Here is a 21589-nt window from a genome sequence, read left to right on the forward strand (position 1 = left end):
TGCAGGTGATCCTTGCATATAATTTTCATTATGAACCTCGAATCAAGATATTACCTGCAAATATCTATTCATTTCTTATGTTATTTATTCTAACATAAAAAGTGAAGAAACAGGATGACGTGAATTTAAGCGCTCATATTGTCCATTGTGGGCGTGTTTCAACATGGATTTTAACTTGGAGAGGAGCAATTCGTTTGCCGCAAAAGTATCTTAAAATTATTCTCGGCTGTTTCCTAGCCAGCATTGGTCTGTATATGCTCAAAAGCGCAGAGCTGGTGACAGGAGGAACAGCAGGGCTTTCCTTAGGGTTATCATATCTAATGTCTATGCCTTTCGGTATCGTCTTCTTTATTATCAACATTCCATTCTATATCTTTTCATTTATCAATATGGGATGGCGTTTTACGGTAACTACAATTCTATCTGTATCAATCCTGACGTTATTCTCATTTCTCCATCCGTTTTATCCCGCTATTGAACTGCCGGGCATCGTTTCAGCTGTGGCTGGCGGCCTGATTATCGGATTTGGCTTGATCATCCTCTTTGCGAACCAAGCATCATTAGGAGGAGCCAATATCCTCGCTTTGTTCCTGCAGAAACGCTTCGGAACAAATCCTGGAACGATAAATTTTATCTTTGATTTCTGTGTTGTTATGGTCAGTCTTTATTCAGTAGGTCTTATCAAAGGCATCTATTCCATTGTTTCCATAGCAGTTACTTCATTTGTTATCAGCTACTTCAAAGAGAAGTTCGCTAAACCATTACCAAAACCGAATGCAGTACCAGTTGCGCAAGCAGCAGAGTGAACGAAGGAGAAATCCTTCGTTTTTTAATGGTATAATTTGGTCGGTGAGGGGGGTGGTGGAATGGAAAGAGAAGTCTTAAAACAAAAGCTTACAGAACTAGCTGAAACCGAAAAAACATCAGCTCCTATAGAGGATTTATTATTTTCTATGCTGCCGTATATCGGTGATTTGGATCCAATCTTACGTGATAGGTTGATTTATGGATTGGCGAGCAAATGGATAACACAAGGACTAGTTTCGCCAATCACGATGAATCAAATCCTGGATGAGCTCCTGACAGGACGATACCTTTACAAAGAAGAAAAATTCACTAGAAGTTTTACAACATTATGGATTGCAGCTATTCTTTACCGACATAGAATGGAAGCGTTTCTGTCTGCGGCTGTAATTGAACGAGTCTTCCAAGCGCTTCTCACCTATATCCAGCAGGAGACTGTTGGAGAAGGTTATGATGAAACATACGGGTGGGTGCATACGTTAGCGCATGCTGCTGATGCATTAGATGAACTGATTCAATTGGCTGAACTGACAAATGATCAGCGTCAGACAGTTGCAGAGGAGATTATTAATAAGATGGCTTTCCCGTATAATGCCCTTTCACATGAAGAGGACGAGCGTATGGCGTTTGTGATTCATTCTGCTTTACGGAATGGATTGCCACCGGATATAGTTGGATGCATGGTAAAGGAAAAGGCATCTGAAGTCATTGCTTTCTGGCCTGAAGTCACCGAAGCTGACCTGTATATCCGCGCGAATTATAAGCAGATCATCCGCAGTCTTTACTTTCGTCTATCTGACTTCCCATCACTGAAGAAAACGTTACACGGATGTGAACAGTTATTTTCTGGTATCTATCATAAAAAGCCTTCTTCCTGATTGTTGTTCAGGTGCTTTTGTTATATGATATTCCGGAAAGTCTGTTTTAAAGAATCTATAATAAAGAGTGATGCGAAATGGAAAAACATTTAACATATACAATGCCTCCTGAATGGGAGAAACATGAGCGTACGCTGATCAGCTGGCCTGTGAAAGATTCTATGGTATACCCAGAGGATTGGGAAGCCGTATGTAAGGGTTACGCAGAACTTATTCTTGCGATTGCGGAATTTGAGCCGATCACCGTATTGGTGAACGCAAAGGATCGTGATACTGCAGCTGTTTATGTGGAGAAAGATGAAAATGTAACATTGCTTGAGGTTTCTCATAACGATGCGTGGCTTCGAGATAACGGTCCGACATTCGTCCGGGATGAGGCCGGCAAATTGGCTGGTGTGAACTGGCGTTTTAATGCTTGGGGAGAAAAATACTTTCCTTGGGATCTAGATGATGCGGTAGCTCCGGCTGTTTTGGATCACTTTGGCGTGAAGCAACTGGATGCACCAATAGTGTTAGAAGGTGGATCCATTCACGTTGATGGGGAAGGGACACTGATTACTACAGAGGAATGCCTTTTGAACCCGAACCGAAATTCAGATCTTTCCAAGGAGGACATCGAAGCATATCTTCGTCAATATCTCGGCATTGAGAAAGTGATTTGGCTGAAACGCGGTGTAGCTGGAGACGAAACGGATGGACATGTCGATAATATCGCTTGCTTTGCAGCACCAGGTAAACTGCTGTTGCAAGTGACAGATGACCCTGAAGACGAGAATTATGAAATCACCCAAGAGAATCTTCGCATTCTCGATGAAACAAAAGATGCAAGAGGACGTCAGATTGAAGTGATCGCTGTTCAGCAGCCACCGAAGGCTACCTGGAACGATACGCGTTTGACATTGAGCTATATCAATTTCTATTTTGTAAACGGAGGAATCATCCTTCCTGTTTTCGGTAATACAGCAGGAGGAACGGATGAGCGGGCAATCAAGCTGCTGCAAGAGCAGTACCCGGATCGCCGAATTCGTACAATTGATGGACTAGCTATCATCAAAGAGGGCGGAAATGTACATTGTACAACACAGCAGATGCCTGCAGTGAAGGAGTGAAGTAATTGAGAAAGGTAACATTAGCAGCAACACAGATGGCATGTTCCGGTGTCGTGGAAGAGAATATCGCGAACGCTGAGAAACTCGTACGCCAAGCAGCAGCTCAAGGTGCGAATGTCATCCTGCTGCAGGAGTTGTTTGAAACACCATACTTCTGTCAAAAGGAAAAACCTGCTTACTATGCGTTTGCAACAGAACTGGATCAGAACAAAGCAGTGCAGCATTTTAAGCAAGTAGCGAAGGAGCTTGGAGTAGTACTGCCGATCAGCTTCTATGAGAAAAAGAACAATGCGAACTATAATACAGTAGCTATGATCGATGCTGATGGCTCTGTGCTTGGTATCTACCGAAAAACACATATTCCTGATGGACCTGGTTATGAAGAGAAATATTACTTCTCCCCTGGGGACACTGGTTTCAAAGTATGGGAGACGAAATTTGGAAAAATAGGCGTGGGCATTTGCTGGGATCAGTGGTTCCCGGAAGCAGCTCGCAGCATGGCGCTTCAAGGAGCAGAAATCCTGCTATATCCAACAGCGATAGGTTCAGAGCCTGAGGATGCTAGCATTGACTCAAAAGATCATTGGCAAATGTGCATGCGCGGACATGCAGCAACCAATCTAATGCCTGTTTTGGCATCAAACCGGATTGGTGTGGAAACCGACGAAGATTCCTCTATCACGTTCTATGGTTCTTCCTTTATCGCTGGACCGCAAGGGAACTTGCTGGCGGAAGCAGGACGTACAGAAGAAGAGATTCTGACTGCTACATTCGATTTGGATGAGCTGGCTATGCAGCGTGTGGAATGGGGACTTTTCCGTGACCGTCGTCCGTCAATGTACCGCAATATTCTGAGCTCCGATGGCTCAACAACCGTATAAAATGAAAGCTGCCAGCATAAGCTGGCAGCTTTTTTAATGTCACGCGCCCAAAGCATGACCGCGAAACCTGCTATACATAATCCGGCACCAATCCAGTCGTACACGGTGTTTCCTTGTCAATGAACCATCCCCATAGGATGGACCATACAATGAAAACACCACCATATGCGCAAATGCACGACCAAATGATGGGATATCTGGAAAGTGTCTATCACCCCGTACATGACCAAGGCATTGCTGCGGAGAAAACCAAGATAACCTGGGCGGCCATCATGAAGCCACATCCAGATCAAGTACCCGCCGCCAAATTTCGGTTTTCCTTATGTGTACTAAATCTATGGTACCTAAGTCACATAGAAAAAACGACCCTATAAGGGTCGTTTTTAGTCTTTTAGTAAATTATTTTCGTCGAGGAAGTCTTTGGCTACACGTTCTACACTCTTTTGTTCGATATCCACTTGGTAGTTCATTTCACGCAAGGAATCCTCTGTTAGAGCATTTTGGAGAGGCTCCAATAATTCCGTGATCTCTGGATATTCATCCAGTGTTTCCTGGTTGATGGTAGCAGCGTAATTATAGGAAGGGAAAAACTGCTGATCATCTTCCAATATTTTTAGATCCATGGAATTAATCTGTGGATCAGTTACAAAAGCTTGAGTGACATCAATTTGATCATTTGCCAATGCTGTGTAATAAAGACCGATCTCCATTTCACGGATATTGGAATCAGGAACCTGGAATCCATAGTAATCTTGCAATCCAGGCATACCATCTCTCCGATTTTTGAATTCTGTCTCCATTCCAAATTGGAGGTTATCAGGATTTTTTTGCTCATAAGCTGCCAAATCACTTAAAGAGTCAATGCCTAGCTCATCCGCTTTTTCGCGTTTCATAACCAATGCGTAAGTGTTGTTAGCATCAGTTAAGTTTGTCCAGGCAATGCCGTTTTTCTTATCCAATTCCTTAACCTTTTGCATCGCCTCATCTTTATCTGAGATCGGCTCTTGATCCAAATAGGTGACAAGTGCTGTACCAACATACTCCCATGACATATCGACTTGGCGCGTTTCGATTGCTTGACGCATAGCAGAGGAGCCTAGATTTTGAATTTCTTCGACATTATAACCGTTATCTTCTAATATGAAGGCCGTCATTTTGGCTATTACGAGCTGCTCAGTAAAAGTTTTTGCTCCTACGGTAATGCTTTTCCCACCAGGTCCGCAAGAGCTTAGTACGACCAGCAGAGCCATTAATAAGGTGAATAGAGTTAATCGTTTTCTCATGAATTCAGGTATCCTTTCCTTACGAATTTTGCGCTTTTCTGGCAAGTCGGAGTCCCTTTGGCACTAAAGCAAACTGCAGCCATTTGAACAGATAGTCAATCACGATGGCAAGCAGCGTGACAGGAACAGCTCCAGACATTAAGAAAGCATTATCGAAGAGGCGGATACCAGTGAAAATCCATACACCCAGACCGCCGGCACCGATTAGATAAGCAAGTGCAGCTGTTCCGATATTGATGACCAATGCTGTACGCACTCCTGCGATAATGGAGGTGAGTGCATTCGGCAGTTCTATTTTCCAAAGGATCTGTGCATTGGTTAGTCCCATACCTTTGGCTGCATCAATCATATTGTCATCAACGGAATCAAGGCCAGCAATCGTATTTTGCAGAATAGGCAGCAGGGAATAGACGAATAAGGCAACTACTGCTGCGCTGATTCCAATACCTAGGAAGCCCATGGCTAATGCAAGTACAGCTAAGCTTGGGATCGTCTGCCCAAGATTTGCGATGCCTACAATCAGCCATTCAGATTTACGGAACTTAGGCCGTGTAACGAAGATGCCTAGTGGTACTGCAAGCAGCACAGCAGCAGCTCCTGAAAGGAGTACAATCGTAATATGTTCACCGAGTAAGCGTAGGAAAGTATCTGGCTGTTCCCAGATTTTGCTGAACATATTGTTAGCGAATGCCCAAACAAAGAAAGCGATGAGCAGTGCCCAGAAGATAAGCTTGATAATCAAGGCGATGGTTTTATTTGTCCTATCCATGATTACAGCCCCCTCAGACGCTCTCCTTGATCTCACGGTGCAAGAACTGCTCGATCAAGTCTAAAGTAATACTTCCTTTGCGTGTACCATTGTCGTTCTCTACAATCAGCTGGTCAGCTTCCTGGTTTAAGATCTTCGATATAGCCACTCGCAAGGAAAGGTTCTCGTTGATATTCTGAGAATCAGGAGATTCCATGACAGGCTTTAGTGTCAATGCATTTGCAAGATCTCTCACTGTATACAGACTCATGCTCTTCAGCACACGGTCTTGACCGACAAACTCTGCAACAAAGCTGTTGGCTGGTTTGTTAAGCATTTTTGCTGGCTCCGCGTATTGCATCATTTTTCCACCCTTAAGAAGTGCAATTTTATCTGCCATCTTGACTGCTTCGTCAATGTCATGGCTGACAAAGAGAATGGTTTTCTTTAGTTCCTTCTGAATCTGCAGGAATTCCTCCTGAAGGTGAGTACGGATGATTGGATCAAGTGCGCCGAAGGGTTCATCCATTAGCATAACCGGCGGATCTGCTGCCAAAGCACGGGCTACGCCGACACGCTGCTGCTGTCCTCCGGAAAGCTCATGTGGGTATCGTTTCCGATATTCATCAGGTTTCAAGCCTACAAGTTCCATTAGCATATTGAAGCGATCACGCATTTTTTTTCTGTCCCAGCCTAGCAGGTTTGGAACAATCATTGCATTGTCCTCGATATTCATATTGGGGAATAGTCCGTTGGATTGAATGACGTACCCAATATTGCGGCGCATTTCAATCTTATTGGAATGTCGCACGCTCTTACCGTTGAGCATGATGTCGCCGTCTGTGATGCTCTCCAGCTGGTTCACCATCCGAAGCAAGGTCGTCTTTCCGCAGCCAGAAGGACCCAGCATAATAACCAGTTCACCATCTTCGACTGTAAAATTCATATTCTCAATAGCTTTTACATTGCCGTTGTATACCTTTGTTACATCGTTAAAATGTATCATAATGTCACCCTTATTATTTTTTAACACCCTTAGGCGTAAATATATTTTCGATTAAGCGAAGGAACAAGTCAGCAATCAATGCTAAAACAGCAACCGCAATTGCTCCTGCCAGAATCATCGTGTTGTTCGTACGAAGGATTCCTTGATAGATAATGCCGCCAAGACCTCCAGCACCGATTAATGTAGCGATGGCACCGACACCGATATTCAAAACGGTAGCAGTACGGATACCAGCCATGATTAATGGCATTGCGTTTGGAAGCTCCACTTTGTAGAGACGCTGGAATGTAGTCAGTCCAATACCATTTGCCGCGTCGCGAAGATCAGGATCGACATTGCTGATAGCTGTGTACGTATTCCGGATAATCGGCAGCTGTGAGTAAAGTACAAGTGCGATGACAGCCGGTAACGTACCGATTCCTTCGTTAATGAGTGAAAGAATTGGAATCATGATTCCAAATAAAGCGAGACTTGGAATAGTCATCATGATAGAAGCAATTTGGAGAATAGTGGAGGCTGCGTATTTATTGACGGAGCAATAAATACCTAATGGGACACCGATCACAATCGCGATGATAATTGCTAAACCAACAAGCTTGATGTGATCCCATGTATATCCAAGTATAAATGTAAAATTACTAGTGAAATATTCGATTAAATCCGTAATGGGAGGGCACCTCCTAAATTTGTCATGCAAAGGTTCTTGTCAGACTTTTGCTACCTATTGTTATACCCAGATAAACCAACATCCTAACATGAAAAAATAACCATTACAAAGATAGGATTAACTTATAACACTAAGTATGATGGAGTAAACAGGAGGAAAATAGGCTTGAGGGTAGCTGAGCATACTAAATCAAGGGATTTCCTTCTCGACATAAGCTGAAAGTTTTGGCTAAGAAAAAATATAAAAAACTGAAAATTAAATAACATTATAAAAAATATATTTACTTCCTCCTAAAAATGATGTTAGTATATCTAAATACTAATATGTACTCATTTAATATGTACTAGAGTGTAAGGAGTCACGCCCTTATACACAAAAAAAGAGAGAATGGAACACTAAATAGTCAGAATTTAATAACTATTTTGTGGAGAGGGAGCGAGAAAAATGAAGGAATACTTTATCGAGCGAATGTACAAAGCATCACAAGGAATGGCGAATGCAGTCCTCGTGACCCTCGGTATTGGTTTATTGATGGAGACTTTTGGTGAATTTTTAAACTGGCCGACATTAATTGCTGTCGGTACTGTTGCAAAAGCGTTGTTAGCACCAGCTTTAGGTGCAGGAATCGCTGTTCAGCTAGGTGGTAATACGTTGGTTGTCTTCAGTGCTATGATCAGTGCGACTATCGGCGGAGCTGCAATGACTGTAGGCGGTGACGGTTTACTGACATCGATGGTATCAGGACAGCCGATCAGTGCTGTGCTTGCTGCTGTCGTTGCAACATTCGTAGGTAAACGGGTAGCAGGGAAGACACCGCTTGATATGATGGCTATCCCGTTTGCAGCAGTATTTGTAGGGGGTATCGCTGGAGCAGGACTCGCAGCAGTTACAACACCGCTGCTAACATGGATGAGCGGACAGATTGCCAACTCTGTTACTGGCTCACCGCTACTGGCATCGATCGTCATTTCATTAGTTTGGAGTATCTTGTTGATGACACCAGCTTCATCAGCAGCTTTGGCGATTGCATTGCAGCTGGATCCGGTATCCAGTGCGGCAGCTTTGATCGGTTGTACGGCACAATTTGTCGGATTTACATTCATGAGTATCCGTCAGAACGATTTAGGTGGTTTCCTGGCACAGTTTGTCATTACGCCAAAAGTACAATTTCCTAACTTAATAAAGAATCCTGCGCTCGTCATCCCGCCATTTGTAGCAGCAGTTGTTTGTGCACCGATTGCAACAGTGCTGTTAGGATTTACAACATCCTACGAACTGGCTGGATTGGGCTTGAATTCATTCATTGCTCCGCTTAATATCTTGGCCAGCCAAGGCTGGGAAGCTTTCTTGATCTACTTAGTAACAGGCGTCATCATGCCGCTAATCATTTCACTTGGTCTTTATCATGTGATGAAATCGATCGGGTGGGCTAAGGTTGGCGATTTGCGTATGGAAATTCAATAATAAAAGCCGCAGCTGATGAGCTGCGGTTTTTTATTTATCATGCAGCTATGAATATTATTGATATACTGAAGGGAGATATAAAATGAGAAAGAAGGCTATCTTTCATGGATCAATTGAATCGTGTACTTGCAAGATACATGCCTTTTCTGACCCCTGCAAGCGTACTGGCGGGTTTTCTCTTCGCGGATTTCCTCCATTATGGTGAGGCATTGGTGCCTTGGATATTTGCATGTATGACATTCGCAGGAAGCCTCTCAGCCAATTTTAACAGTCTTCTGCATGCTGTTAAAAGACCAGGACCGATGCTGCTTGCTTTTGGTGTGCTTCATTTCATCATGCCTTTAATTGCACTTGGCTTTGGTCATTTGTTCTTTCCTGAAGATGTAAACACAATCACGGGGCTTGTGCTGCTCACAGCCATTCCGACTGGTATTACTGCATTTGTCTGGGTTGCCATGCAGAAAGGAGATATAGGTCTTACATTATCGACAATACTCTTAGGAACATTGCTTTCTCCTATACTAGTTCCATTAATTCTGCATCTCTTGGTGGGAGGCGATGTCCAGCTGGAGGTACTTCCGATGATGGAAGGCTTATTATGGATGATCGTCATACCTTCGATAGCAGGCATGTTTGTTAATCAACTCTGCAGCAAAAGTGTCACGAGCGCATTAAGTAAGAATCTGGCGCCTTTCTCGAAAATAGGTCTCATAGCTGTTGTTTCCATTAATGCATCCGTAGTCGCTCCTTACTTGAAGGGAATGGACATGACGGTAATAGGGATTGTATTGCTTGTATTCTGTTTATCATTTACCGGCTATCTGTTAAGCTGGCTTCTCGGTAAATTATTCCGTTACGATAGAACCGAGATCGTCAGTGTAACCTTTATTGGGGGAATGCGTAATATCAGCGCGGGTGTGGTTCTTGCTGTGAGTTTCTTTCCAGCACCTGTCGCTATCCCGGTTGTAATTGGGATGCTGTTCCAGCAGGTTTTGGCAGCAGTATTTTCCAGCATTCTGAAAAAATATGAACCACAGCAAGCAGCTGCTTGAAAGAAGACCGTTCAAACGGTCTTCTTTTCTTTATATGGAATACTTCACCTATGTTTAATTTCTTCCTATTATGGCAATGGCTCTACATGACACAGAAAGGAAGATGCATATGTGGGAAGCTATTTTATGGGGAGCCATCGCTGGATCTGCCAGTTTAATCGGTGCAGCTGTACTGATGCTTGTTCCCGTAAAGAAGCGAATTATCGGGTTTATCATGGCCTTAGGTACAGGGGCGCTGATTGGTTCTACCTCCTATGAGCTATTGGAGGAAGCATATGAAATCAGCGGCGGCTTGCAGGAAGTGGCAATCGGATTTCTTGGAGGAGCAGTTATCTTTACTATATTGGATATCGTTATATCTCGTAGCGGCGGGAAGAATCGCAAAAGCAGCCGTCTGCACGAGACACATAAGAAAGACGAGAAAGGTTCAGGGCTAGCAATATTCGCAGGTACAGTAATGGATGCGATACCGGAATCAGCCATGATCGGCTTGAGTTTGGCGAGCGGGGGAGGTGCTAGTACTGCTTTGATCGTGTCCATTTTTATCAGTAACTTTCCAGAAGGTCTTTCCAGTACTTCAGGGATGCAAAGCAGCGGATATAGTCGAAAGCGCATCATCATTATGTGGATAGCCGTAATCGTGATCTCTGCTTTGAGTGCACTAATTGGAGCTGTATTACTTCAGGATACAAGCGCTAGTACAAGAGCGATACTTAATTCATTTGCAGGTGGAGCAATTATTGCTATGGTTGCATCCACTATGGCACCTGAAGCATATGAAGAGGGCGGTCCAGCTGTAGGGATTGTAACAGCAGTAGGGATGTTCATCGCCTTTTCCTTGGCGCATGTTTAAGCATAGTTTATACAGGGGATATACAAACAAAAGAATGGAGGCGTTTCAACATGAAAAACCTTATTCGGAAAGCGATTAAGTATGGACCTGTCGTCTATCCTATCGTTAAGAAAATTATCAATAAACGCAAAGCGAAGCGTTCTGGTAGAGCTTCGTATTAAAAAACGTGAGAGCATATTGCTCTCACGTTTTTCTTTATCTGCTGCGACTGCCTTTTTCAAGAACAGTGTCCACCTCGGCTGCTGCTTTATCTAATGCAGCTTTTGGATCTTCACCTTGGTATAGACTCTCCATACCAGTTACAATCTGCTGACGTGCTTCTGGGAAGATGGAAATTAAAGCACCTTGTGTTGCTGTACTTGGCACTGTATCGTGCAGCTGGTCGACAGTTACTTTTAACTGTGGGTATTTTTCCCACTCTTGTTTTACGATATCTTCTTCATAAGCAGCTGGGTTAATGGCGAAATAGCCAGATTCAACATGCCATTTTGCCTGAACCTCTGCTGTTGACAAGTATTTCATGAAGTCCCAAGCAGCTTGCTGCTGATTCTCTTCTATATCCTTCGCCATCCAGAGGGAAGCTCCCCCGATGATAACGCCTTGCGGATCAACATTATCCGGGTGCGGCAGATATGCTACGCCAACTTCGAAATCGGCATTATCAACGAGTCCTTTGATACCGGCAGAAGAATCAAGCATCATTGCCATAGTGCCAGTTTGGAAGGATGCCCGCATATCATCCCAATTTTGACCGCTGTTATAAAAAGTTCCTTCCTCGTACATACCACTTATTAATTCAAATACCTTCTGACCTTTTTCATCGTTGAATGAAGCTTTTGTTGCTCCGCCTTCGCGTCCATTTTCATTATCGACGAACATGCCGCCCTGTGTGGCAAGTAATTCCTCGAAGAACCAGCCATAATTCAAAATGGAAAGACCATATTGTGACGTCTTATCTCCTTCTTTAATCGTTAGCTTTTCTGCAGCTTCCTTTAGCTCGCTGTAAGTGCGTGGCGCTTGCTCAGGATCAAGGCCAGCTTCCTTGAATGCATCCTTGTTATAGGCAAGCACAGGAGTGGAGGAGTTAAATGGCATAGAATACTGCTCGCCATCCACTTGATAATAGGAGGAAATATTCTCTTCCCATTGTGATGTATCGTAGTTTTCTTCATCGATGAATTTCTGTACAGGCTGGATATTTCCGCTGTCTATCATTTGCTTTGTACCTGCTTCAAAAATCTGTGTAACTGCCGGAGCATCTGCAGTACCCGCAACAGTATTCAATTTTGTCAAAGATTCCTCATATGAACCTTGATAAACCGGCTTTACAGTATATTTATCCTGTGAGCTGTTGTATTCGTCTACGATTTCATTGACACTTGCTTCTAATTCTCCGCCCATGGCATGCCAGAAGATGATTTCTGTCTTGCCATCCTCCGTTGTACCGCTCGCAGAATCCGTACTGGAACAAGCGGTAAGGAACAGTACAAATAAAACAGATAAACCAGCTAATAGTCTTTTCATCAATATAACCTCTTTCGATTTTATTTGATTGCACCTTGTGTGAGACCTTTTTGCAGTTTTTTCTGTCCGGCGAACAACAGCAACAGCGTAGGCAGGATTACGATGACGACGCCAGCCATGACGATACCCCAATCGGATGCGATTTCTTGTGTTTGCAGCTGCTTAAGCCCGATCTGGACGGTTCTTGCCGATTCTGTGTTTGTGACTAACAGCGGCCAAAGATACATGTTCCAATTGGTCAGAAAGCTGTAAATACCTAAGGTGATTAAGCTCGACCTGCTGACGGGCAGGATGACATTCCAAAAGAAACGAAATCTGGAAATACCAGCTACCTGAGAAGCTTCATAGAGTTCCTGGGGTATTGTCTTGAAGTGCTGGCGTAATAGAAAGGTTCCGAATGCTAAAGCAAAGAAAGGGATTGTCAATCCGAGATAGCTGTTTGTCCAACCTAGGCTTTGTATTGTCATGAAATTCGGTACCATCGTCGCTTCCCAAGGTATCATCATGGTTGAAATAAACAAGAAGAAGACGAAGTCCCTGCCTTTGAATTTTATGAAAACAAAGGCAAAGGCAGCTAAACTGCTGACTAGCAGCTGTCCGCCCATAACGATGGCAGAAGTGACGAAACTGTTGAGCAAATAGGTTAGCAGAGGCACTTTTTTAAAAACCTCTAAGTAATTATCCAATGATAGACTGCTAGGAAGAAGCTGTCCGCCCATAACTTCTCCGCCATCCATGAAGGAGATGCTGAAAGCATAGAAAATCGGGAACATCATGATGATCGCGCAGATGACCAGGACGGTATAAAGGCTGATACGCTTTGCAAGAATCATTGGTAATGCACCTTCCTCTCGCCAAGCTTAAACTGCAGTGCTGTCAGCAGCAGGACACAGAAGAATAGGATGACTGCCTGTGCACTCGCCGAGCCGACATCATTATTGATGAAGGCATCCTTATAGATGGAATAGACGATTACATTCGTTGATTCTACCGGTCCGCCCTTGGTAAGAATGTCAATTTGCCCGAATGTCTGAAAAGCGTTGATGAACGATACTGTCACGATAAAGAATAATGTAGGGGACAGCATGGGCAGTGTAATTCGGCGGAGCTGATAAAGATAACTTACACCTGCTACTTTTGCATTTTCGTATAGGTGGGTATCGATGTTCTGTAATCCGCCCAGTATGATCAGATAAGCGAAGCCTGCATTCATCCACACTGTGGATAAAGATACTGCGAGCAAGGCATAATCAGGATTCTGCAGCCATTGGATGGCTGGAAAGCCTAACCACTCGGCAATTCTGCTGAATACGCCGATTGATGGATTATACATGAACATCCAAATGACACTAGAAGCGGCAACGCTCATCCCCATTGTTGAGGAAAACAACGTACGGAATATACCAATTCCTTTGATTTTTTCATTTGTCAGCAATGCCAGAAAGAGAGCAAGCAGGATACCTGCAGGCACTGTGTATAGCACAAAAAGAATGGTAGCTTTAACGCTGCTCTGAAAACTGTCTGAGCTTACGATATACTGGTAGTTTTCTAATCCGACGAATTCGAAGGGTCCCATTTGATCAGCTAGAAAGAAACTCAAGTATATGGTTCGGAACATCGGGTAAAAAACGAACACGCCGAACAGGATGATAGAAGGAAGCAAATAGAGCCAGCCCTCCAGGAAGGCGAATAGGTTCCGCTTTGGTCGGCTTTCTTGAGATGGAACAGGTAGCAATTCCCGGGCGTCGTTCATCTGAGTACCTCTTTGGCTGTCTGGTTTGGCTGTCCATCATTGGCTGCCCATAGAAGACGTCCATTGTCTTTTGAAAAGAGGTGGATAGCATCTAAGTCGAAACGGATTGGTATCCGGTCCCCAACAGAGAATTGCCATTGACCGTTCCATCGGGCAATCCATTGCTCTTTGGCATTATCCAAGATGAAGGTGATGAGTGTCTCTGTACCAAGTACCTCAGTATTAACGACCTCTACCACAGCATCTGCTTGCTCCGGAGCGGAAAACAGGATGTGCTCTGGTCTGATTCCGATCTGAACATTTTTGCTCGCTGCTTTCACATTGCCTTTCATCGGGTTAGGCAATGTGCAGTGGGGTGATAGAACGATACCGCTTGGAGAAACGTCAGCTTCCATTACATTCATGGCAGGTGATCCGATAAATGATGCAACGAATGTGTTGGCAGGCTGATTGTAGATATCAAGCGGTTTGCCGATTTGCATGGCTTCACCTTCATGAAGGATCATCATCCGGTCAGCCATCGTCATCGCTTCGGTCTGATCATGTGTGACATAGATCATTGTAATTCCCAGCTTCCGCTGTATCTGCCTGATTTCTGAGCGCATCCGGGTTCGGAGTTTCGCATCGAGATTCGATAATGGCTCATCCATCAGACAAAGAGGAGCTTGCGTCACAATTGCTCTTGCGAGGGCAACCCGCTGTCTTTGGCCGCCTGATAACTCACGTGGTTTACGTTTTAAGTATTCAGCCAAGCCGAGCATGTCGGCAGCTTCCAGACAGCGGCGTTTTTGTTCCTCGCGTGAGATTTTCTTTGTATGTAAGCCGAAGGTGATATTTTGTTCCACATTCAAATGCGGATACAGTGCATAATTTTGAAAAACCATAGATAAATCCCTTTTATTCGGTGGTGCATCATTCATTCTCTTGCCATTCACAAACAATTCCCCGTCCGTTATCGGCTCGAGACCAGCTATCATTCGGAGAATTGTGCTCTTCCCGCAGCCTGAAGGACCGACAAGGACGAAGAACTCGCCTTGCTGCAGTTGCAGATCTACTTGCTCAATTACATTTTTTTTGCCATCATATGATTTTTTCAAACCGGCCAGCTCTACATGTGTCATAATCTGCTCCTTTCTGCGAATTCATCTATACTATAACGAGTGAAAATTGAGTTAACGTGAAGTGTAGGTGAAAAAGCATTTACAGAGAAAAGGAGAACGGCTGTTTATTTTACAAAGCTCATACAATCTCGGAACAAAAAAAGGACTTGCAGGCAATATTGCCCGCAAGTCCTTTTGTGTTTCTATTACTTTCTACGCATTTTGCGTAAGATTAGGCTTAATACAAAGACGAAGATAATGGCACCGATTAGAGCAGGAATGATTGCTATTCCTGCCAGGTCAGGGCCGAAGTCTCCAAAGATAAGTCCGCCAAGCCATGCTCCGATAATACCAGCAATGATATTACCAATGATGCCACCTGGAACGTCACGTCCAAGGATTAAGCCTGCTAGCCAGCCGATAATACCACCGACAATTAGATATAAGATAAAACTCATAATAACTACCTCCAAACAAGTGATGTGATTTGTTGTGTTCTAGTAGTAGCATTCCCGAACTTGCAAGATTGCAAACATCGTATGTTTACATGTTCTTAAGATAAGCTGCATCATTCTACACAGGAGCTCAACATCCCCTTAATAAAAGGTCGTTATATTGAAAGTACAAAGAAGATGAATAAAGATCACCGTCCAATTCTTGTACTTTAGTACAAAGATTACAATCCAGATACCTACAGGGAGATGATCCGAATGATGAATCAGATTAGTCCATCGTACGAGTCCGTAACTACAAGATCGCTTGATAGTCAGTCCGTGCAAAATGGTATCCTGCCTGTCATCGCTCATCGCGGTGCTTCCGGATTTGCACCTGAAAATACAATTGCAGCCTTTGACTTGGCCGTAGAGATGCAAGCCGATTTCATCGAGCTGGATGTTCAAATGACAAAGGATGGTCAGCTTGTCGTCATACATGACACTTCAATCAATCGTACAGCTGCTGATGCCCCGGAAGAGATTGTATATGTGAAGGATCTTGCATTTACTGCCTTACAATCTTATGATGTAGGCGCTGGATATGATTCCGTATATAAAGGTCAGCGCATCCCGCTGTTAGAAGATGTAATCAGAAGGTATAAAGGAAAAACAAAATTCCTAATCGAATTAAAGTCACCAGAACTTTACGATGGAATAGAGGAAGCAGTTGCTGAGCTGCTGGAAAGATATGAATTAGCTAATGTTCTTTATGAAGAAGTGATTCTGCAATCTTTTAACTTCGGATCCGTTGCATATCTGTCGCAGCTGTTGCCGCAAGTTCCGCTTGGTGTACTAACGTCAAGAAGTGCAGACCTTACAAATCGTAAACTTGATAAAATATCTACGTATGCAGATTATGTGAATGCACATTTCACTAATGTTACGCAGGATGATACATTGGTTGGCAGGGTTCATACACGTGGCATGCGGATTATGCCGTGGACAATTCGGGCGCCAGGGGAAGTTCAGCCCTTAATTCGAGCAGGTGTCGATGGTATCATTACAGACTATCCAAATTACGTGAAATAAAAAAAGGAGACCTGTTTCGCAGGTCTCCTTTTTCATGTCATCTATTCTGAACGAGTCGAAGCAGTTCGAATGCTCTGTCTCCTGCAAGGGCTGCAAGATCCTCCCAGCACTCATCGCGCTTCAGGTCGAGTTCTACAATCTGTTTGGCTAAATCAAGGGCTTCCTGATCAAGTGCCACGTGTCTGACGCTCCTTTCTGTGTTTCCTTTTTACTGTTACGCTCAGTATACTTATAGCCGAATAACTTTGCATCAAACATGTCAGTGATGCTGACGAACTATTTTGTTGTTTGTTAGGTTTCCTCACACAACACTAGGATGAATGGATAAATACGGTATAATGTGGAGTAACAGCACATGGTGATGAGGTGAACAGATGAGTAACGAACCTTCTTACAAGAACAGAAAAGTGATCACAATAGGTATTGTGAGTGAACTGACTGGTCTGACTGAACGAAAAATTCGTTATTACGAGGAACGCAAGCTCATTTTTCCTGAACGTTCAGCGAAGGGAAATCGCAAGTACTCTTTTTCGGATGTAGAGCAATTGATCGAGATCGCCAACAAAAGGGAAGAGGGTGTGCAAACCTTCGAAATTCGTCAGCAGATGCTGAGAGACAAGAGGAAAGAAGCGGAACGAGAAAGCCGCCAGCAAATGCTGCGAGGGCAGATCAACGCCCGCTTTGGTATACAAAGAGAGTAAGTGTGTGTACGTATGTGTTGGGAGGCCTTGTACACAGAAAAGCCGGATGGTTTATCATCCGGCTTTTATCATGTCATAAAAAAATGCACTTTACCGTCCGATAATCTATGTTGTTGCATGCTGTGAATTGCACCATTTACATATCGTAATTTTAAAGAAAATTAGTACACTCGAAGTAAAAAAATCAGATTACACAATAGATTGAAGGTAATCCGTCGAATTCGTCATGATTCACATTGGAGGAAGCATAATCTAAGGGATTTACATATGATAGATGTAAACTTCTGTCGGCTTTTGCAGCTTGATCAATCGCTTGTTTTAAAGATTTGTGGTCAAATATTCTCATCCCCTTCAGCTGAGTCAAGTGTCTGCGTACTTTCCTGCTAACCTAATACAAAAAAACAGATTGATTTTTCTATAAATTTTAAAATTATATTGACAATAACTAGATTGGAAGGTAAAGTAACAAACAGATCAACAACAAAAGTATAATGAAATTCTTATCAAGAGCGGTGGAGGAACAGGTCCTATGAAGCCCGGCAACCAGATCGATGATCTAGGTGCTAATTCCTGCAGACGGTGAAAGCCGTACTGAGAGATAAGAGAATTAGTGCATACGAATACCATGCGCCTCTCTTAATCTAGAGAGGCGCTTTTTTATTGTAGTTGATAACAGCGAAGAAAAAAGGGGAGAGCAACATGAAAAAAATCTTAAGCTTTGGACTTATCGGATTATTAGCATTATTCTTAGCAGCATGCGGCAATGATAAATCTGCTGCACTAGCAAATGACAAAATATTGGTCGGCGCCAGCGGTGGACCTCATGAGCAAGTGATGGAGAAAGTGAAAGAACTAGCAGCTGATGAAGGTATCGATGTAGAAATTAAAACATTCAATGATTACAATACACCAAACAGTGCGTTAGATGATGGAAGCCTGGATGCAAACAGCTATCAGACACTTCCTTTCCTAGAAGATCAAGTAAAGAATCAAGGATATGAACTAAAAGAAGTATTTAAGACACTTACGTTCCCTATGGGTATCTATACAGATAAGATTTCGGATATTTCCGAATTGAAGGAAGGCGACAAAATCGCTGTACCGAATGATCCTGCCAACGAATATCGTGCGTTGAAACTCTTTGAAACAGCAGGAGTATTGAAAGTAGATCCCGAGGCCGAGAACTCCGCAACAGCTAAGGATGTCGTAGAGAACCCACTGAACCTGGAAATCGTTGAATTGGATGCATCCCAGCTGCCAGCTCAGCTTCCGGAAGTAGCAGCAGCAGCAATCAACACGAACTTTGCAATGGGCGCAGACTTGAATATCAATGATGATGCTATCTTTGCAGAGGAATCAGAAAACAATCCATGGTCTAACTACTTTGTTGTAAGATCAGCGAACAAGGACGATGAGATTGTGAAGAAGCTTCAAGAGATTTACCAGTCTGATGAAGTAAAACAGTTTGTAGAAGATGAATTCCAAGGATCCGTCGTTCCAAGCTGGTAAGGGGGAAGCAATATGATTGAACTGAAAAATGTATCGAAGACCTTTACCACAGGCAAGAAGAAAGTGGAGGCGTTGAAAGACGTCTCCTTGAAAATCAATAAAGGTGAAATCTATGGCGTAATCGGATTCAGCGGAGCAGGGAAAAGTACCCTGATCCGCTGTGCCAATTTACTGGAGCGTCCCACTGAAGGCGAAGTATTCATCGACGGTATAGATCTTACTAAACTTAAGAAATGGCAGCTTCGTAAAGCAAGAGGGAAAATCGGAATGATATTCCAACATTTTAATCTGCTCTCTACAGCAACAGTTTATGAAAACGTTGCTAGACCGCTGAAGCTAAGTAAAGTGCCGAAGCATGAAATCAAGGAACGTGTTGATAAATATCTGAAGATTGTAGGCCTAGATGAAAAGAAAAATGTCTATCCGGCCCAATTATCAGGTGGTCAGAAGCAGCGGGTAGCTATCGCAAGAGCACTTGCTCAAGAACCGGAAGTGCTGTTAAGTGATGAAGCAACAAGTGCTTTGGATCCGAATACGACGTCTTCCATTCTGGAACTGCTGCTCAGAGTGAACAAGGAACTTGGCATCACAATCTTCCTGATTACACATGAACTGGATGTCATCCAGCGTATTTGCGATCGTGTTGGTGTTATGCACCATGGAGAGCTGGTGGAAGAAGGATCCGTAATTGATGTCTTCACCAAACCGCAACACCCGCAGACGCGGAAATTTGTCTTTGATGACGCGAATTTCCAAGTTCCGGACAGCGTGAAGAAAGGACTTTCTGCTACAGGGCGTCTCGTTTCACTGACGTTTATCGGAGAAGCTTCGAATGAGCCGTTTCTTGCAGCGATTACAAAGAAATTTGAAGTTGTCCCAAGTATACTAGCCGGTGGAATCGATCAGCTGAAAGCTAGCTCCGTTGGTAAATTGCTTATTCATTTGCAAGGAGATCCAGCAGAAGTGGAGAAGGCAATATCGTACTTGGAGTCGCAGCAAGTAACGGTTGAGGAGGTGGCGTCATGATTGAGTTCTGGACAGAATGGGGAACTGACATCACCGAGGCGTTTTGGCAGACACTGCTAATGACAGGTATTTCTTTAGCTATTTCAATCGTAATTGGATTGCCATTAGGTATTTTGCTGGTCATGACAAGAAAAGGCGGACAAGCAGAGAACCGAGTATTTTATTCAATAGTGAATACAATCATCAATGTTATCCGATCTATTCCTTTCATCATCCTTTTGTTCTTGCTTTTGCCTCTGACAAGAGCCTTGGTCGGAACTACAATAGGTGTTGAAGGAGTTATCCTTCCACTCGTTGTCTATACAGCGCCTTATATTGCTCGTTTAATGGAGTCAGCATTACTTGAAGTGAATAAAGGAGTCATCGAGGCTTATGAATCGATGGGGATTTCCACAACTAAAATTATTTGGAGCGTCATTATAAGAGAGGCCAGATCAACAATGATCCTTGGTCTGACGATTGCAACCATTGGTTTGATAGGGGCAACAGCAATGGCAGGGCTTGTCGGTGCTGGCGGTCTTGGTGATTTGGCATATCAATATGGACACTTGCGTTTCGAGCCTGTCGTTATGTATGTCGTTATCATCATCCTGATCATACTTGTACAAGCAATGCAGACATTCGGAAACGTGTTGGCAAGACGTTTGCGAAAAGATTAAAAAAGCACGCTTGGTTAATCCAAGCGTGCTTTCATTATATTTAAAAGAAAATGTTCAAGATGTAATAAATCAGACCACCCAGACAAGCTGTGATCGGCAGAGTAATGAACCACGTGATGACCATGCGTTTCGCAGTACCCCAGTTAACACCTTTACGTCGGTGAGCTGTACCAACCCCCATGATAGAGGAAGAAATAACATGCGTTGTACTTACTGGTAAGTGAATGAAAGTAGCACCGAAAATGATGAACGCTCCAGTCAAATCAGCTGCAACGCCGTTCACTGGACGAATTTTCATGATTTTACCGCCGACAGTCTTGATGATTTTCCAACCACCTATTGAAGTACCAAGCCCCATAGCAGTTGCACAGGCTGCTTGTACCCAGAATGGGATATCAGATGTTGTATGCAGACCTGCTGTAATTAACGCCATCGTGATGATCCCCATTGCTTTTTGGGCATCATTCGTACCGTGGGTGAATGATTGCAGTGCTGCAGTAAAGATCTGTACCCGACGGAAATTCTTGTTCGTCTTCGGTAAGTTTTTTTCTCGGAAAATCAGCTTAATGATGTTATATAAAATAAAACCTACAACAAAAGCCAGAATCGGAGAAATGATTAATGCTTGAAGGATTTTTAGAAATCCGTCTACATTAAGAATAGCAAATCCGCTCGACGCAATGACTGCACCTGCAAGAGAACCGATGATGGCATGAGAAGAACTACTCGGGATCCCGTAATACCATGTAATCAAATTCCATGCGATCCCTGCAATTAAGGCAGCCAAGATAACGACAGAGCCGTTGACGATGTCGTTTGGATTTGCGATATCACTAGTGATTGTTTTAGCAACTCCAGTAAAGGTCATAGCACCAACAAAGTTCATAACTGCAGCCATAATGATTGCGTGTCTTGGTTTTAAAGCCTTTGTAGATACAGATGTTGCGATAGCATTGGCAGTATCATGGAACCCATTGATAAAATCAAATGCAAGGGCGAAGATGACGGTTAGAATAGTTATTACTAATAAAACATCCATTGTTGTTTAC

23 protein-coding genes, 1 pseudogene and 1 riboswitch are annotated in these 21589 nt (G+C 43.4%); of the genes and pseudogenes, 12 read left to right on the plus strand and 12 right to left on the minus strand.

Annotated features, from left to right (window positions below):
• Positions 1 to 194 precede the first annotated feature (194 nt).
• The 4 genes from CHH58_RS08960 (at position 195) to aguB (ending at position 3672) form a co-directional block, all read left to right on the plus strand.
• Positions 195 to 806, plus strand: coding sequence for a YitT family protein (locus CHH58_RS08960; protein WP_095227749.1), 612 nt, complete (start codon positions 195 to 197; stop codon positions 804 to 806).
• Between the two features lie 60 nt (positions 807 to 866).
• Positions 867 to 1682: a DUF2785 domain-containing protein gene (locus CHH58_RS08965; RefSeq protein WP_095262395.1), complete on the plus strand. Its 816-nt coding sequence runs from the start codon at positions 867 to 869 to the stop codon at positions 1680 to 1682.
• Between the two features lie 77 nt (positions 1683 to 1759).
• Positions 1760 to 2791, plus strand: a complete 1032-nt coding sequence (locus tag CHH58_RS08970; protein ID WP_095227753.1) for an agmatine deiminase family protein — start codon at positions 1760 to 1762, stop codon at positions 2789 to 2791.
• Between the two features lie 5 nt (positions 2792 to 2796).
• Positions 2797 to 3672, plus strand: coding sequence for an N-carbamoylputrescine amidase (aguB, locus tag CHH58_RS08975; RefSeq protein WP_095227755.1), 876 nt, complete (start codon positions 2797 to 2799; stop codon positions 3670 to 3672).
• Positions 3673 to 3722: 50 nt separating this feature from the next.
• Here the strand turns inward: aguB and CHH58_RS08980 are convergent.
• From CHH58_RS08980 to CHH58_RS09000, 5 genes and pseudogenes are all read right to left on the minus strand, one after another.
• Positions 3723 to 3965, minus strand: a pseudogene (locus CHH58_RS08980) (YnfA family protein); the annotation flags it as partial.
• Positions 3966 to 4055: 90 nt separating this feature from the next.
• Positions 4056 to 4955 (minus strand): glycine betaine ABC transporter substrate-binding protein, encoded by a 900-nt coding sequence (locus CHH58_RS08985; protein WP_095228141.1) that lies wholly within the window; start codon positions 4953 to 4955, stop codon positions 4056 to 4058.
• 19 nt (positions 4956 to 4974) lie between these two features.
• Positions 4975 to 5724, minus strand: coding sequence for an ABC transporter permease (locus CHH58_RS08990; protein WP_095227757.1), 750 nt, complete (start codon positions 5722 to 5724; stop codon positions 4975 to 4977).
• A gap of 13 nt (positions 5725 to 5737) precedes the next feature.
• Positions 5738 to 6709 (minus strand): ABC transporter ATP-binding protein, encoded by a 972-nt coding sequence (locus tag CHH58_RS08995; RefSeq protein WP_095219153.1) that lies wholly within the window; start codon positions 6707 to 6709, stop codon positions 5738 to 5740.
• 13 nt (positions 6710 to 6722) lie between these two features.
• Positions 6723 to 7406 (minus strand): ABC transporter permease, encoded by a 684-nt coding sequence (locus CHH58_RS09000; protein ID WP_283162805.1) that lies wholly within the window; start codon positions 7404 to 7406, stop codon positions 6723 to 6725.
• A gap of 414 nt (positions 7407 to 7820) precedes the next feature.
• On the opposite strand from CHH58_RS09000, the gene CHH58_RS09005 reads away from it, so the two are divergent.
• The 3 genes from CHH58_RS09005 (at position 7821) to CHH58_RS09015 (ending at position 10745) form a co-directional block, all read left to right on the plus strand.
• Positions 7821 to 8840: a PTS transporter subunit IIC gene (locus CHH58_RS09005; protein ID WP_095227759.1), complete on the plus strand. Its 1020-nt coding sequence runs from the start codon at positions 7821 to 7823 to the stop codon at positions 8838 to 8840.
• A gap of 104 nt (positions 8841 to 8944) precedes the next feature.
• Complete coding sequence (locus CHH58_RS09010) at positions 8945 to 9892, plus strand: bile acid:sodium symporter family protein (protein ID WP_249275085.1); 948 nt, start codon at positions 8945 to 8947, stop codon at positions 9890 to 9892.
• Positions 9893 to 10001: 109 nt separating this feature from the next.
• Positions 10002 to 10745, plus strand: coding sequence for a ZIP family metal transporter (locus tag CHH58_RS09015; protein WP_095232186.1), 744 nt, complete (start codon positions 10002 to 10004; stop codon positions 10743 to 10745).
• A 195-nt stretch (positions 10746 to 10940) separates the two neighbouring features.
• On the opposite strand, the gene CHH58_RS09020 is transcribed toward CHH58_RS09015, so the two are convergent.
• The 5 genes from CHH58_RS09020 to CHH58_RS09040 all read right to left on the minus strand — a co-directional run bounded on the left by CHH58_RS09020 (position 10941) and on the right by CHH58_RS09040 (position 15580).
• Positions 10941 to 12269 (minus strand): ABC transporter substrate-binding protein, encoded by a 1329-nt coding sequence (locus CHH58_RS09020; protein ID WP_095262396.1) that lies wholly within the window; start codon positions 12267 to 12269, stop codon positions 10941 to 10943.
• Positions 12270 to 12289: 20 nt separating this feature from the next.
• Positions 12290 to 13102: a carbohydrate ABC transporter permease gene (locus CHH58_RS09025; RefSeq protein ID WP_095232188.1), complete on the minus strand. Its 813-nt coding sequence runs from the start codon at positions 13100 to 13102 to the stop codon at positions 12290 to 12292.
• Positions 13099 to 14022, minus strand: coding sequence for a carbohydrate ABC transporter permease (locus tag CHH58_RS09030; protein WP_095232189.1), 924 nt, complete (start codon positions 14020 to 14022; stop codon positions 13099 to 13101). The genes CHH58_RS09025 and CHH58_RS09030 overlap by 4 nt, the downstream gene beginning before the upstream one ends.
• Positions 14019 to 15143 (minus strand): ABC transporter ATP-binding protein, encoded by a 1125-nt coding sequence (locus tag CHH58_RS09035; protein WP_095232190.1) that lies wholly within the window; start codon positions 15141 to 15143, stop codon positions 14019 to 14021. The genes CHH58_RS09030 and CHH58_RS09035 overlap by 4 nt, the downstream gene beginning before the upstream one ends.
• A gap of 185 nt (positions 15144 to 15328) precedes the next feature.
• Positions 15329 to 15580 carry a GlsB/YeaQ/YmgE family stress response membrane protein gene (locus tag CHH58_RS09040; RefSeq protein ID WP_095227770.1) on the minus strand — a complete coding sequence of 84 codons (252 nt, stop codon included), beginning with the start codon at positions 15578 to 15580 and terminating at the stop codon, positions 15329 to 15331.
• Positions 15581 to 15832: 252 nt separating this feature from the next.
• On the opposite strand from CHH58_RS09040, the gene CHH58_RS09045 reads away from it, so the two are divergent.
• Complete coding sequence (locus tag CHH58_RS09045) at positions 15833 to 16645, plus strand: glycerophosphodiester phosphodiesterase (protein WP_170937570.1); 813 nt, start codon at positions 15833 to 15835, stop codon at positions 16643 to 16645.
• A 37-nt stretch (positions 16646 to 16682) separates the two neighbouring features.
• Here CHH58_RS09045 and CHH58_RS18385 read toward each other — a convergent pair whose 3' ends face one another.
• Positions 16683 to 16823, minus strand: a complete 141-nt coding sequence (locus tag CHH58_RS18385) for a hypothetical protein (RefSeq protein ID WP_164072087.1) — start codon at positions 16821 to 16823, stop codon at positions 16683 to 16685.
• A gap of 196 nt (positions 16824 to 17019) precedes the next feature.
• Between CHH58_RS18385 and CHH58_RS09050 the strand changes: the two genes are divergently transcribed.
• The 4 genes from CHH58_RS09050 to CHH58_RS09065 all read left to right on the plus strand — a co-directional run bounded on the left by CHH58_RS09050 (position 17020) and on the right by CHH58_RS09065 (position 20540).
• The gene (locus CHH58_RS09050; protein ID WP_038563668.1) at positions 17020 to 17346 is read left to right on the plus strand and encodes a MerR family transcriptional regulator; all 327 of its coding nucleotides are present in this window, start codon (positions 17020 to 17022) and stop codon (positions 17344 to 17346) included.
• Positions 17347 to 17843: 497 nt separating this feature from the next.
• Positions 17844 to 17951, plus strand: a riboswitch (SAM riboswitch).
• A 94-nt stretch (positions 17952 to 18045) separates the two neighbouring features.
• Positions 18046 to 18855: a MetQ/NlpA family ABC transporter substrate-binding protein gene (locus tag CHH58_RS09055; RefSeq protein WP_095227774.1), complete on the plus strand. Its 810-nt coding sequence runs from the start codon at positions 18046 to 18048 to the stop codon at positions 18853 to 18855.
• A gap of 12 nt (positions 18856 to 18867) precedes the next feature.
• Positions 18868 to 19881 carry a methionine ABC transporter ATP-binding protein gene (locus CHH58_RS09060; protein ID WP_095227776.1) on the plus strand — a complete coding sequence of 338 codons (1014 nt, stop codon included), beginning with the start codon at positions 18868 to 18870 and terminating at the stop codon, positions 19879 to 19881.
• Positions 19878 to 20540 (plus strand): methionine ABC transporter permease, encoded by a 663-nt coding sequence (locus CHH58_RS09065; RefSeq protein WP_095227778.1) that lies wholly within the window; start codon positions 19878 to 19880, stop codon positions 20538 to 20540. Before CHH58_RS09060 ends, CHH58_RS09065 begins: the two co-directional genes overlap by 4 nt.
• Positions 20541 to 20580: 40 nt before the next feature.
• Here the strand turns inward: CHH58_RS09065 and CHH58_RS09070 are convergent, their stop codons facing one another.
• Positions 20581 to 21579: an inorganic phosphate transporter gene (locus tag CHH58_RS09070; protein WP_095227780.1), complete on the minus strand. Its 999-nt coding sequence runs from the start codon at positions 21577 to 21579 to the stop codon at positions 20581 to 20583.
• Positions 21580 to 21589 lie beyond the last annotated feature (10 nt).

Source organism: Terribacillus saccharophilus, assembly GCF_002272745.1.
GTDB lineage: Bacteria > Bacillota > Bacilli > Bacillales > Amphibacillaceae > Terribacillus > Terribacillus saccharophilus_B.